We start from the raw sequence: 12,086 nt of genomic DNA on the forward strand, positions 1-12,086 counted from the left end.
CCTGCGCGCCGTCGCTTCGTCTCCCTTGTTGTCCGAAGACGAACCGAATGAACCGCTGCCTGCGCCCCACCCTGCTCTGCCTCGCCCTCTGCGCCGCGCTGCCGCTGCACGCCAGCGAGGCCGAAACGTCCCCCGATGCGGCTGCCACCGGCGCCGAGCGCTCGCCGACCGAACTGGCGGCGGTGCGCGTGCAGGCCGGCAAACCGAAGGCCGATACCTCGCGCGTGAATGCCTTCGGTGGCGGCAGCTGGAAGGACACGCCCGCGTCGATGAACGTGCTCGAGCGCGATTACCTCGACGGTCGCCAGGTACGTTCGCTGTCCGAGCTGGCCAGCAACGATGCCTCGCTGGGTGATGCCTACGCGCCGGTGGGCTACTACCAGAACATCGCCATCCGAGGCTTCGCACTGGACGCGGCCACCGGCTACCGCTTCAACGGGCTGTCCATCGCCGGCGAACAACGCCTGGCGCTGGAGAACGTGCAGTCGGTGGAGATCCTCAAGGGTGAAGCCGGCCTGGCGGCAGGCGTGATGGCGCCGGGCGGAATCATCAATTACATCGGTAAGCGCCCGGCGGAAGTGCGCACCGCCACGCTCGGCACCGATTCGGAAGGCTCGCGCTACGTTGCCGTCGATGTCGGCCACTGGATCACCCCGCGCTTCGGCGTCCGCCTGAATGCCGCATGGGATTCCAGCAATTCCTACGTCGAGCACGCCGATGGCCGCCGCAACTTCTACTCGCTGGCCGCCGACTGGCTGATCGGCGAGCGCGGCAAGCTGGAAGTGGATGCCAACTACCAGACCAGCTCGCAGCGCTCGGTGTCCGGCTACCAGCTGCTGGGCGCGCGTGACCTGCCGCGCGGTGTCGACCGCGAGCATCTGCTCGGCTACCAGCCGTGGCAGCGCCCGGTGGATATCGCCAGCACCAACATCACCGCGCTGCATACCTACGACTTCAACGACGCCTGGCAATCACGTGTATCGGTCGGCCACAGCCGTTCGGTGATCGATGACAACGTCGCCTTCGCCTACGGCTGCTACTACGCCGCGCAATGTGCCGATGGCAGCGTGCCAGGCAACTACTTCGCACCCAACGGCGACTATGACATCTACGACTACCGCAGCCCGGACGACACCCGCCGCAACCAGCAGGCCCGTGCCGAACTGCGCGGCCGCTTCGAGACCGGCAGCGTCGGTCACCACCTGACCGTCGGCGCCGACTACTTCCGCCGCACCGTGGACAAGCGCCCGAGCGTCAACGAGTACGTCGGTACCAGCAACATCCACGAGGCACCGGTGCCGGTGTTCGCGCCATCGCCGAAGATGCCGGGCCCATCCGCACGTCGCCTGGACAGCCGCCAGACCGCGTTCTTCGCGCTGGACCGGGTGAGCTTCGGTGACGACTGGCAGTGGCTGGCCGGTGGCCGCTTCGTGCGCCTCGATGAGCGCGCCTACGACAAGCGTGGCACCCCGCAGCGGCACAGCCGCCTGTCGCGCTTCCTGCCGCAGACCGCGGTGGTGTGGAAGGCCACCGACCAGCTCAATGCCTATGCCAGCTACGTGCGCGGCATTTCGCTGGGCCAGGAAGCGCCGTTCTGGACCAGCAACGCCGACACCTTCCTGCCGTCGGTGCAGTCGCGGCAGCTGGAAGTGGGCGTGAAGTACGTGCCGGTCGAAGCGCTGACCCTGGGCGCGGCCGTGTTCCGCATTTCGCAGCCGTACCAGTACGCCAAGCCGGACAGCAGCGACGTCGGCTACACCTTCGTCGAGGAAGGCACGCAGACCCACACCGGCCTGGAGCTGACCGCCAACGGCCAGCTGACCGATGCGCTGCAGATCGTGGCCAGCGCCAGCGTGCTGCAGGCGCGCGCGCGCGACACCGGCACGCCAGCCTATGAAGGCCATCAGCTGGTGAACGTGCCGAAGGTACGCGCCAGCGTGCACCTGGCCTACGCGCTGCCGTTCGTGCAGGGCCTGGACGTGACCGGCGGCTGGCGCTATGCCGGTGCCAACGTGGCACGTGTCGACGGCGGCGTGCGCGCACCGGACTATTCAGTGTTCGACGCTGGCCTGCGTTTCCAGCATCGCCTGCGCGAGCGCACAGTGACCTGGAACCTGTCGGTGGACAACGTGTTCAACCGCTTCTACTGGCGCGATACCGGCAGCAGCGGCGGTGACTACTACCTGTTCCCCGGCGCACCGCGACAGGCCCGCCTGTCGGTGACGTTCGCGCTGTGAGCGGCGTGATGCTCGAGTGGACCTCCGCACTGTGCAGCATCCTCGGCGTCTGGCTGATGGCCCGGCGCCGGCTGGCGGCGTGGCCGGTGGGCCTGCTGTCGGTGGCGCTGTATGGCCTGGTGTTCGCCGAGGCCAAGCTGTACTCGGACACCCTGCTGCAGATCGCCTTCGGTGGTTTCCTGGTCTATGGCTGGCTCAACTGGCGACAGCATGCCGCCGATGAGGGCAGCATCCGCATCGTTCCGCTGGCACGCGGCACGCTGCTGCGCGACCTGGCCATCGGCCTGTGCGGTGGCGTGGCGCTGGGTGCAGCCATGCACAGCTTCACCGACGCTGCCCTGCCGTGGTTGGATGCGCTGCTGACCGGTCTGAGCCTGGTCGGGCAATGGTGGCAGGCCCGCCGCCACGTGGCCTGCTGGTGGGTATGGATCGCAGTGGACGTGGTCTATGTGGGTGCGTACCTGTTCAAGTCGCTGCACGTGACCGCCGCGCTGTACGTGTTCTTCCTCGGCCTGGCCGTGTTCGGCCTGCGCGCATGGAGCGCCGCCGCTCGCGAGCCACAGGTGGCAACCCGGTAGGGCCACGCCATGCGTGGCTGGGCTACCGGTAGTCGCCAACCTTGGTTGGCGTGCGTGCCGACCAAGGTCGGCATCTACCCAGAACATCCACGCATGGCGTGGATCTACTGGGTCAGCACCAAACCCAGCCGCAGCGGCTGGCGCATGTCGGCCGGTGGCGCGGCCTGCAGGGATGCACTCTGCAGGGTCGCGCGCAGGTCGGCGTCGACCTGGGCATCACCCAGGCTGTCGAATTCCAGCTTCGAAATGCGGCCATCCGCCGCGATCCACACGCTCACCGGCAACGGCGTCGGCGCATCCGGATGTGCCTGCAGCCATTCCAGCACACGCTGCGCCTGCGGATCCTGCTCCTGCTGCAGGCGCTGCTGCAGCTGCCCCCCCACGGCGGCGGCATAGGCCATCCAGTGTGCAGGGGCTTCCTGCGCGGAAACGCTGGCACTCCCCAGTGCCAACGCGCCGAACAACGCGGCCAGTGGCCGCCACCAGCGGCGTGCACCGGTTGTGTTCCTTGCCATCGCCATCGCCCGCCCCTGCGCTCCCATCCAACCGCTGATGGTCGGCGCGGTAGATGACAGGCAGATGGCGGCACAGTAGAGCCACGCCATGCATGGCGTGGATCTACTGGAACAGAGCGGCCAGTAGCATGCGCAAGGACGAGAGCCGTGATCAGTCGCCCAGGTCGGCCAGCACCTTGCGCGAGGGCGCGAAGAAGGTCACGCCGGTGGTGGCGGTGGAGAAATCAAGGATGCGGTCATGCAGCGGTGCGGGATTGCCGATGAACATGCGCTCGAGCATCTTCTCGATCACCCACAGGCGGCGCGTGTAGCCGATGAAGTAGGTGCCGTACTCGCCGCGACCCGGGTTGGCGAACGGCATGTTGTCGCGCAGGATCTCGTGCTCGCCGTCGGCATCCTCGATGGTGCACAGCGTCTTGTGCGACTTCTGCGCATCGGCCGGCGCATCGTCCAGCTCGATGTTGTCGTGCTTGGTGCGGCCGATGATCGCTTCCTGCGCTTCGGTCTTCTGCGCGCGCCAGGCATCAAGATTGTGCAGGTACTTCTGCACCACCACGTAACTGCCGCCGGCATGCTCCGGGTCTTCCTCGCCCACGATGGTGGCTTCCGGCAGCGACAGCCCTTCCGGGTTGGCGGTGCCGTCAACGAAATCGAGCAGGTCGCGGCCATCGAAATAGCGGAAGCCGGCCACGTCATCGACCGTCTCCACCGCATCGCCAAAGGCCATCAGCAGGTTGCGTTCGAACGCCACGATCAGGTCCATGGTACGTGCACGGATGTGGTACAGCAGGTCGCCCGGCGTGGACACAGCGGTATGGGTCGCGCCCTTGATCTCGCGGAACGGCTGCAGCTCGCGCGGCGGCGTGGTGCCCACCAGCGGCTGCCACACGCGGTGGCCGATGGCCACGTTGCAGGTGAAGGTGCGTTCGATCTCGCGGATGGCGGTGTTCTTGATCAGGTCGTCGGTGCTGGCCAGCACCTCGCGTGCCTTGGCGATCGACGCCTCGTCATCCTTCACCTTCAGCACCAGGAACGCCGCCGAATGGGTCAGTGGCGCGGTGATCTGCTGCGGCTCGTTGTGGAGCGTGTGGTTGACGGCGGTGATCGGTGCGGGCTGGGAGTTCACGGCGGTTCCTGCTGGCTTGAGGCGGGCGCATCGCGTGTGGCGATGTGCGGGCGATCATAGCGGAACCGCCTGACCGGGGACGGAGCGGTTCTCGTTCCGTCCACCGGCGAAGGTACGAAGGCCTCAATCCACATCACTCCAGACCGCCAGTTCGTAGCCATCCAGATCGCGGAAGTGGAAGCGGCGACCACCCGGGAAGGCGAACACCGCCTGCACCACCTCGCCACCGGCGGCGATCACGCGTTGCTGTGCATCGGCCAGGTCCGCGCAGTAGAGGATCACCAGCGGCCCCCCGTGGGCACGCACCGCCGCGTCGGCCACGAAGCCACCTTTCAGACGGCCGTCGTCGAACTCGGTGTAGGCCGTGCCGTAGTCCGTGAAGCGCCAGCCGAACACCTCGCCGTAGAAGCGCTTGCTACGGTCAATGTCGGCGACGTTGAATTCGATGTTGTCGATGCGGCGTTCGGCATCGTGGGGCGCGGCAGGATTCATGGCGAGGCTCCGTGGTGGGAGCCCAGCATCGATCAATGCAGCACAGTGGTCTTGAACAAAACGGCCATCATTGTCCCCACTCCAGGCGCAGCTCGCTGGCGGTCATGCCCGCCAGTTCACGCGCCTCGCGGCTGAGATGGGCCTGGTCGGCATAGCCGGCATCAGCGGCCAGCATCGCCAACGAATGCAGTGGCAGCGCGCGACTCTGGCGCAGGAAACGTTGCAGCCGCAGGATCCGCTCCAGCGTCTTGGCGCCGTAGCCGAACTGCGCCTGGCTGAAACGCCGTAGGCTGCGCGGGCTCAGGCCCAGGTGCGCCGCCAGCGTATCCAGCGTGGCATTACCCGCGGCGAGCGCCTGGAACAGGACATGGGCGCGCTGCGCCGGCGTATCGAGCGCGGCCGCACCCATGTGCTGTTGCAGGCAGTGCGCCATTCGCTGCAGGCGCTGTGCAGGCGCGGTGTCGCCGATGGAGGCCGCCGCCTTGTTCGCCCACGCGCCCTTCAGGTCGGCCAGTGGCACGGCCTGGCCGATGATCCCGGCCAAGGGCAGGCCCAGCGCGGCCAATGCCTGGCCGGGACGGAAGCGCGCGCCCAGCACCTGCGCACCGGGTGCCAGCGCCGGGTGCGCGGCCACGCGGTCCGGGCCGACGACGAACAGCGCACCGTCGCGCCAGAGGATATCCACGCAGCCATCGGGCAATACGGTGATGTGCCCATCGGCATCGGCAGGAAGCTGGCTCTGCCACAGCTGGCCAAAGTGGCCGCGCAGCGGCGCAGGCGCCAGATGCTCCTGGTAGATCGTGCCGGTGCCTGCAAGAGAGGAAGGGCCGCCCATGCCGCATTGTGGCGCCACGGGGCCCATAAAAGTGAAGCCCGGCGCGAGGCCGGGCTTCGGTTGGCGTGTGGGAGAGAGAGAGTCACACGCCAGCACAACACGCACTAACGACAGGCGTTTGTTACCAGGTGAAGCGCGGGCCCACGAACCACTCGCGGTCGCCGGCCTTGGCCAGCTTCACTTCGCCACTCAGGCCCCAGTTCTGGTTGAACTTGGCGGTGGCGCCGACACGGCCATAGAACTCGCCGTCCGGGTTGATGCCGTGCTTCTTGGTGTAGTCCTCGTAGCCGGCCATCACGTAGCCTTCCACGTACGGGTTGAACGCGGTGCGCACGCCAACTTCGGTCGAGTAGCCGTTGAAGTCCAGGCCATGCTTCATGTCGAACTTCTGGTACGCAACGCGAGCCACCAGGTCGGTGTTCGGTGCGATGCCGTAGTTGTAGCCGGCGCCGATGCGCCACTGGTCGACGTCATTCTTGAACTTGTCGGTCTCCTGCGCGCTGTAGTCGCCGAAGATGTGGAAGTTCGGGTGCACCGCCACGGAACCCTTCACCTTCCAGCCGTCGGCGTCGCCGCCCTTGGCATCGGTGTTCACGTAGCCGCCTTCAACGTAGTTGTACGACAGGCCATCGGTTGCCGATGCAGCGAACGGCAGAGCAGCCAGAAGACCCAGGGCGAGCAGCGAATTCTTGTTCATCGGGACACACCTTTAATTATTTTGGTTTCGTCGGCCGCCTCCCGGGAGGGGGAGAGAGAAGAGGCGGTCGACAGGTGTGAATTATCCGTTAGGGGGTCTAATCAACCCTGAATATTGAACTGACTGGTGTATAAATAAGGCTGGCGTTCAGGGAACTCCGCATGGGACCGCTGTCGGCTTCTTGCGCGCACCACGCTCGGTGCTTGATGCGGGCTCTGATCCTGATCGCCTCGCCGGTTGTGCTACTGCAGGCACAGGCCGCTGAGCGCATCGTTTCTGCCAGGCACATCGTCGTACAGACAGACGATGTCACGCGCTTCTTCAAGGTGCTGGACGCCAACCAAGGGCGCCCAAGCGCCGATGATCTGCAACACGGCTATCTGGATGCGGGTACGGATGCCCTGCGCAGCTTCACCGACCGCCGTATCGGCTCGATGGAGCGGCTGGCCAGGGCCATCCAGGACAAGCCGGCATTGTTTGCGAAAGCGAGAACCTGCGCGACCGCATTGCCATCGATCCGCACGCGCGTCGCCGCTGCCGTCGATCGACTTGGCGCCCTGTTGCCGTCTGCGCGCTTTCCCCCGGTCACCGTACTGGTGGGCCGCGGCAACAGTGGTGGCGTGACTACCGAAGCAGGTGTGGTCATCGGACTGGAAGCACTGTGCAACGCCGACTGGATGCAGACCGACGTAGGTGACCGCTTCGTGCATCTGATCGCGCATGAGTATGTGCACGTGCAACAGCCCGGTGCACGCGTGGACATCGAGCAGCCCACCCTGCTCTATCAGACCCTGCTGGAAGGGGGCGCCGAATACGTGGCCGAACGGATCTCCGGGCAACCGGCCAACGCGCATCTGCAGCGTTGGACGCAGGGTCGCGAGTGTGCGCTGGAGCGTGCGTTCCTGCAGGACAGCATGGGTACCGATCTTTCGAGGTGGCTGTACAACGGTCCCGGCAACGATGCGCGCCGCGGAGATCTCGGCTACTGGATCGGCTATCGCATCGCCCATGCCTATGTTGCGCGCGCGGCCGACACGCGCAGCGGCGTCGCCGAACTGCTGGATGTCCAGCCCGGGAACGCTGCGGCGCTGCTGGAAGCAAGTGGATGGCAACCTGCGTGCGGAGTAGGCGAAAGCACGCAGACGCGCATGCCGTGATGCCGGCTTCATGCAGGTGAATGGGTAACGTTTAACAGGCACAAGGCGCTTCGCCGATGCAGATCAGTTCGCTTGATCCCGCTTGTTAAGGTTTGTTGATCTACAGGCCTTCACAGCCCATCCACGTACTCAAATTCCAGCTGAAAGCACGGGCTAGCGCCGGGAACAAACGCCGCTATATTCCAGCTTCCCCAGACGAAGGAGGGAGTTGGAAATGAAACTGACCAAGCAGCACATCAACGCAGCACGCGCCATCACCGTCGCCATCGTGGCCACCGTAAGCCTCGGCGCTTGCGCCACCTACAAGGACGAGTTCGCAACCATCAACTCGCGCCTCGATCAGCTCGACGTAAAGGTGCAGGGCGCTGCCCAGAGTGCCGAGTCCGCCAACCAGTCGGCGCAGCAGGCCAACCAGCGTCTGGACCAGATCGAAGGCCGCGTACAGCAGCTTGAAAGGGCACCGGCCGGTCGCAAGCCGCGCGGCTGATAGCTCCCTCATCCTTTGAATTGATCCACCTCTGTATCGGGAACCAGTGGCCTTCGCCGGCCACTGGCATCCTTCCACCCAGAATTGCAAGGAGCCGTCCCATTCGTACCTCCTCCTCCCCTGCACGCCGCGTCCTCCATGCCGCACTGGCGATGGCACTGGCCGTTGCGTGCAGCGGCGCAGCCAGCGCCAAGGGCAAGGACAAGGAAGCGCCTGAACAGCGAATTGCTGCCGTTGATGAACTTCCACCCGACCAGAGCGTGTCCGAAACAGTGATCGAGCTGGCCGGCTGGGTGGTTGCCAGCAAGGACAACCAGGGCTACCCGTTCGCAATCATGGACAAGGCCGCCGCGCAGGTCCTGATCTTCGGCGGCGACGGTAAGCTGCGCGGCGCGGCACCGGCGCTGTTCGGTTCGGCCATCGGTGATCACTCGGCCCCTGGTGTTGCCAAGCTCGCACTGAGCGCGATTCCCGGCCATGACCGCACCACCCCTGCCGGCCGTTTCATTGGTGGCTACGGCCCCTCCGACGATGCCGGGCGCGTGCTGTGGGTGGACTACGATTCCGCCGTCTCGATGCACCCGCTGCCGCCAGGCACCCCGAAAGAGAAACGCGCCCAACGGCTGGCAACGCCGACGCCGGACGACAACCGCGTCACCCACGGCTGCATCAACGTCTCGCCCGCGTTCTACGAGCAGATCGTGCAGTCCACGTTCGAGAAGGGCGGTGTGTTCTACATCCTGCCGGACAAGGATTCGATCGCGAAGACGTTCCCGGAGTTCGCGCAGAGCCGTGGCGATGCAAAGGACGAAGACGAGAAAGGCGCGCGGCGCGCAAGCAAGTAGAAGTGGGTAGTGGAAAGCGTTTGCGTACTGGAAGTCAGGAAGCCGCAGCGCCCGCCGCCCGCGCCAATGCAGCGGCATGCGCATCGCCCTTCCTCTCGCTGTAACGGTCCACCAGGTAGTCCGTCCTGCCACGCGTCAGCAGCGTGAACTTCACCAGCTCTTCCATCACATCCACCACCCGATCGTAGTACGGCGAGGGTTTCATCCGGCCGTCGTCATCGAATTCCTGCCAGGCCTTGGCCACTGACGACTGGTTGGGGATGGTCAGCATGCGCATCCAACGGCCGAGCACGCGCAACGTGTTGACCGTATTGAACGACTGCGAGCCGCCACTCACCTGCAGCAGCGCCAGCGTCCTGCCCTGCGTGGGCCGCACGCTGCCATCTTCCAGCGGCAACCAGTCGATCTGGTTCTTGAACACGCCGGTGACCGTGCCATGCCGCTCGGGGCTGACCCAGACCTGGCCTTCCGACCACTGCGACCATTCGCGCAGTCGCTGCACTTCAGGGTGGTGCGGGTGCACGCTGTCCAGCATGGGCAGCGCATGCGGATCGAACACGCGGGTCTCGCACCCCAGGTGACGCAGCAATCGCTCGGCTTCCAGCGCCAGCTTGCGACTGAACGACTGCGGCCGAAGCGAGCCGTAGAGCAGGAGGATGCGTGGCGGTCCCGGATCTGCCGCGGCGAGCTGGTGGTGATCGGGCTGGGGCAGCGAGGCGTCTACCAGATTCGGTAGATGGGGGCTTGTGATGGGCTTATTCATTCGATTATTCTAGAAATATGGAAACGTTGAATGCAATTGCTGCCCTGACTGCCCTGGGCCATGCCACCCGCTTGGCTGCCTTCCGCTTGCTGGTGGAGGCTGGCCCGGCAGGTCGCATGGCGGGCGACATCGCCACGGCCCTGCAGGTGCCCCCAGCCACGCTCAGCTTCCACCTGAAGGAGCTGGTGCAGGCCGGCCTGGTGGAGAGCGAAAGCCAGGGTCGCCATGTCTGCTACCGCGCCAACTTCGATGCGATGAACGGCTTGATCGAGTACCTGACGCACAACTGCTGCGCGGGCTCGCCAACCGAGCAATGCATGCCGACGGCGCCCGCCTGCAAGGGCTGACCCCACACAGATCCTCTCCTCTCAAGGCAATTGCTCCATGACCCGCAATGTCCTGTTCCTCTGCACCGGCAACAGCGCCCGCAGCGTGCTTGCCGAAGCCACCCTGCGTGCATGGGGCGGTGATCGCTTCAGCGCATTCAGTGCGGGCAGCCAGCCCAATGGCCAGATCAACCCCTTCGCGCTGGCCCAGTTGCAGGCCGAAGGAATGCCCATTGAAGGGCTGCGCAGCAAGTCGTGGGATGAGTTCGTGGATGCAGCACCGATGGATCTGGTGATCACCGTGTGTAATGCAGCCGCAGCGGAGGCCTGCCCTGTGGTGTTCGGTGACTTCGTCCGCAGCCACTGGGGCCTGCCCGATCCGGCGGCCGTAGCGGGTAGCGATGCCGACAAGGCCGCAGCATTCGCGCAGGCCCATGCCATCGTGAAGCTGCGACTGCGTGCATTGCTCGCGTTGCCCGAATCGGTGTGGTCCGACCGCACGGCGCTGCAGCAGGCGCTGGACCGGATCGGCCGGCTGCTGCCGTCCGACGGCGCGCAGTGACGGTGCCATGAGCCTGTTCGAGCGACACCTGACGCTGTGGGTTGTGCTGTGCATTGCGGCTGGCACCCTGCTGGGCCACGTCCTGCCCGGCGCTTTTGCCGCGCTGGCATCCGCAGAGGTCGCCAAGGTCAACCTGCCGGTTGCGGTGCTGATCTGGCTGATGATCATCCCGATGCTGCTGAAGGTCGACTTCGCTGCGATGCGCCAGTTGCAGCAGCACTGGAAGGGCATCGGCGTAACGCTGTTCATCAACTGGGCCGTGAAGCCATTCTCGATGGCGCTGCTGGGCTGGCTATTCCTGCGCCATGCCTTCGCCGACTGGTTGCCAGCAGCACAGATCGACAGCTACATCGCCGGGTTGATCCTGCTGGCAGCCGCACCCTGCACCGCCATGGTGTTCGTGTGGAGCAACCTGTGCCGCGGTGATGCCAACTTCACCCTGAGCCAGGTGGCGTTGAACGACGCGATCATGGTGGTTGCCTACGCGCCGGTGGTTGCACTGCTGCTGGGCCTGTCGGCGATCACCGTGCCGTGGGATACGCTGCTGCTGTCGGTGGGCCTCTACATCGTGGCGCCGGTGCTGGTGGCTGCGTTGCTGCGGCGCTGGATCCTGATGCGTCGTGGCGAGGCAGCGTTGCAGCGGGTGCTTCGCAAGCTTGGGCCCGTCTCGCTGTGTGCGCTGCTGCTCACACTGGTCCTGCTGTTCGGCTTCCAGGGCCAGCAGATCGTGAAGCAGCCGCTGGTGATCGCACTGATTGCGGTGCCGATCCTGATCCAGGTCTATTTCACTTCCGGCCTGGCTTACCTGCTCAATCGTCGCCTGGGCGTGGCGCATTGCGTGGCCGGCCCTTCGGCGTTGATTGGTGCCAGCAACTTCTTCGAATTGGCGGTTGCCAGCGCGGTGGGACTGTTCGGCGTGCATTCGGGGGCGGCGCTGGCCACCGTGGTGGGCGTGCTGATCGAGGTGCCGGTGATGCTGTCCGTGGTGCGGATCGTGAACCGTACTCAGGGCTGGTATGAGAGGCGCGGGGAGCGCTGACAGATCAGGCGCGCGGCCAGCGTGGTCCTGCGGTGTCGATGTCCGATCCGACGTGCCGCTGTCGCTATTGCCTTGGCGATGCCGCCCCACGCCACACCCTCAACTTCGATCCGTGTCGCATATTGCCAAAGCCGCTGCGGCCATTGCGCCGCCTCGATCTTCGGCAACTCAACAGCATGCAAGAATGCTGAAAGCGTCTTCGATCGAATGCTGTTTGCAACTTGTCTGATTGGCGTTGCGCAGCGACGGCGGTACAGATGACGTGCCACCGGAAAAGGGTGGCCGGGACTCGAAAACCCGTCAGATCACGAACGTTGTTTTGCGCTTGCCGGCCGGCGTCACCTTGTGTGGCGCCGGTCGGTAATCCGTCTGCCGGCCATGGCGGGCGGAGCGTGGAGGCCTTGCGCCTGCCGGTCTTGTTCGTGAT

14 protein-coding genes are annotated in these 12,086 nt (G+C 65.5%); 8 read left to right on the top strand and 6 right to left on the bottom strand.

Annotated features, from left to right (window positions below; all coding sequences use genetic code 11):
- Positions 1-47: 47 nt before the first annotated feature.
- Positions 48-2,237, top strand: coding sequence for a TonB-dependent receptor (locus AC5P8Y_RS14090; RefSeq protein WP_049402845.1), 2,190 nt, complete (start codon positions 48-50; stop codon positions 2,235-2,237).
- A gap of 8 nt (positions 2,238-2,245) precedes the next feature.
- Positions 2,246-2,815 (top strand): nicotinamide riboside transporter PnuC, encoded by a 570-nt coding sequence (gene pnuC / locus AC5P8Y_RS14095; RefSeq protein ID WP_049402883.1) that lies wholly within the window; start codon positions 2,246-2,248, stop codon positions 2,813-2,815.
- Between the two features lie 104 nt (positions 2,816-2,919).
- On the opposite strand, the gene AC5P8Y_RS14100 is transcribed toward pnuC, so the two are convergent.
- The 5 genes from AC5P8Y_RS14100 to AC5P8Y_RS14120 form a co-directional block, all read right to left on the bottom strand.
- Complete coding sequence (locus AC5P8Y_RS14100) at positions 2,920-3,336, bottom strand: hypothetical protein (RefSeq protein WP_033835100.1); 417 nt, start codon at positions 3,334-3,336, stop codon at positions 2,920-2,922.
- Positions 3,337-3,481: 145 nt separating this feature from the next.
- Positions 3,482-4,456, bottom strand: a complete 975-nt coding sequence (locus AC5P8Y_RS14105) for a Dyp-type peroxidase (protein WP_049402846.1) — start codon at positions 4,454-4,456, stop codon at positions 3,482-3,484.
- Positions 4,457-4,579: 123 nt separating this feature from the next.
- The gene (locus AC5P8Y_RS14110) at positions 4,580-4,948 is read right to left on the bottom strand and encodes a VOC family protein (RefSeq protein ID WP_033835099.1); all 369 of its coding nucleotides are present in this window, start codon (positions 4,946-4,948) and stop codon (positions 4,580-4,582) included.
- A 67-nt stretch (positions 4,949-5,015) separates the two neighbouring features.
- Complete coding sequence (locus tag AC5P8Y_RS14115) at positions 5,016-5,783, bottom strand: helix-turn-helix transcriptional regulator (RefSeq protein WP_049402847.1); 768 nt, start codon at positions 5,781-5,783, stop codon at positions 5,016-5,018.
- 121 nt (positions 5,784-5,904) lie between these two features.
- Positions 5,905-6,480 carry an OmpO family porin gene (locus AC5P8Y_RS14120; protein ID WP_005411880.1) on the bottom strand — a complete coding sequence of 192 codons (576 nt, stop codon included), beginning with the start codon at positions 6,478-6,480 and terminating at the stop codon, positions 5,905-5,907.
- Between the two features lie 206 nt (positions 6,481-6,686).
- Between AC5P8Y_RS14120 and AC5P8Y_RS14125 the strand changes: the two genes are divergently transcribed.
- The 3 genes from AC5P8Y_RS14125 (at position 6,687) to AC5P8Y_RS14135 (ending at position 8,969) form a co-directional block, all read left to right on the top strand.
- On the top strand, positions 6,687-7,637 hold the full coding sequence (locus tag AC5P8Y_RS14125; RefSeq protein ID WP_049402848.1) for a DUF2268 domain-containing putative Zn-dependent protease: 951 nt from the start codon (positions 6,687-6,689) through the stop codon (positions 7,635-7,637).
- Positions 7,638-7,851: 214 nt separating this feature from the next.
- Entirely contained in the window at positions 7,852-8,124 is a 273-nt protein-coding gene (locus AC5P8Y_RS14130) for a hypothetical protein (protein ID WP_005407606.1), read from the top strand.
- A 152-nt stretch (positions 8,125-8,276) separates the two neighbouring features.
- Positions 8,277-8,969, top strand: a complete 693-nt coding sequence (locus AC5P8Y_RS14135; RefSeq protein WP_049402849.1) for a L,D-transpeptidase family protein — start codon at positions 8,277-8,279, stop codon at positions 8,967-8,969.
- 34 nt (positions 8,970-9,003) lie between these two features.
- Here AC5P8Y_RS14135 and arsH read toward each other — a convergent pair whose 3' ends face one another.
- Positions 9,004-9,732 carry an arsenical resistance protein ArsH gene (gene arsH / locus AC5P8Y_RS14140; RefSeq protein ID WP_049402850.1) on the bottom strand — a complete coding sequence of 243 codons (729 nt, stop codon included), beginning with the start codon at positions 9,730-9,732 and terminating at the stop codon, positions 9,004-9,006.
- Between the two features lie 17 nt (positions 9,733-9,749).
- Here arsH and AC5P8Y_RS14145 point away from each other — a divergent pair, with 17 nt between their 5' ends.
- Genes AC5P8Y_RS14145 through arsB form a run of 3 tightly spaced genes read left to right on the top strand, consistent with a single transcriptional unit; the run spans position 9,750 to position 11,659 of the window.
- The gene (locus AC5P8Y_RS14145; protein WP_024957759.1) at positions 9,750-10,079 is read left to right on the top strand and encodes an ArsR/SmtB family transcription factor; all 330 of its coding nucleotides are present in this window, start codon (positions 9,750-9,752) and stop codon (positions 10,077-10,079) included.
- Between the two features lie 37 nt (positions 10,080-10,116).
- The gene (locus tag AC5P8Y_RS14150) at positions 10,117-10,620 is read left to right on the top strand and encodes an arsenate reductase ArsC (protein ID WP_495202028.1); all 504 of its coding nucleotides are present in this window, start codon (positions 10,117-10,119) and stop codon (positions 10,618-10,620) included.
- Between the two features lie 7 nt (positions 10,621-10,627).
- A complete protein-coding gene (arsB, locus tag AC5P8Y_RS14155; RefSeq protein WP_049402852.1) occupies positions 10,628-11,659 on the top strand; it encodes an ACR3 family arsenite efflux transporter in 1,032 nt (343 codons plus the stop codon).
- Positions 11,660-12,086 lie beyond the last annotated feature (427 nt).

Source organism: Stenotrophomonas sp. YJH_SMC_12-1 (assembly GCF_059370935.1).

Excerpts from the sequence above, each read along its gene's own strand:
- AC5P8Y_RS14115 (WP_049402847.1), bottom strand. The coding sequence starts at position 5,783 with ATGGGCGGCCCTTCCTCTCTTGCAGGCACCGGCACGATCTACCAGGAG.
- AC5P8Y_RS14090 (WP_049402845.1), top strand. The coding sequence starts at position 48 with ATGAACCGCTGCCTGCGCCCCACCCTGCTCTGCCTCGCCCTCTGCGCC.
- AC5P8Y_RS14135 (WP_049402849.1), top strand. The coding sequence starts at position 8,277 with ATGGCACTGGCCGTTGCGTGCAGCGGCGCAGCCAGCGCCAAGGGCAAG.
- pnuC (WP_049402883.1), top strand. The coding sequence starts at position 2,246 with ATGCTCGAGTGGACCTCCGCACTGTGCAGCATCCTCGGCGTCTGGCTG.
- arsB (WP_049402852.1), top strand. The coding sequence starts at position 10,628 with ATGAGCCTGTTCGAGCGACACCTGACGCTGTGGGTTGTGCTGTGCATT.
- AC5P8Y_RS14145 (WP_024957759.1), top strand. The coding sequence starts at position 9,750 with ATGGAAACGTTGAATGCAATTGCTGCCCTGACTGCCCTGGGCCATGCC.
- AC5P8Y_RS14120 (WP_005411880.1), bottom strand. The coding sequence starts at position 6,480 with ATGAACAAGAATTCGCTGCTCGCCCTGGGTCTTCTGGCTGCTCTGCCG.
- AC5P8Y_RS14130 (WP_005407606.1), top strand. The coding sequence starts at position 7,852 with ATGAAACTGACCAAGCAGCACATCAACGCAGCACGCGCCATCACCGTC.
- arsH (WP_049402850.1), bottom strand. The coding sequence starts at position 9,732 with ATGAATAAGCCCATCACAAGCCCCCATCTACCGAATCTGGTAGACGCC.
- AC5P8Y_RS14125 (WP_049402848.1), top strand. The coding sequence starts at position 6,687 with ATGCGGGCTCTGATCCTGATCGCCTCGCCGGTTGTGCTACTGCAGGCA.
- AC5P8Y_RS14100 (WP_033835100.1), bottom strand. The coding sequence starts at position 3,336 with ATGGCGATGGCAAGGAACACAACCGGTGCACGCCGCTGGTGGCGGCCA.
- AC5P8Y_RS14110 (WP_033835099.1), bottom strand. The coding sequence starts at position 4,948 with ATGAATCCTGCCGCGCCCCACGATGCCGAACGCCGCATCGACAACATC.
- AC5P8Y_RS14150 (WP_495202028.1), top strand. The coding sequence starts at position 10,117 with ATGACCCGCAATGTCCTGTTCCTCTGCACCGGCAACAGCGCCCGCAGC.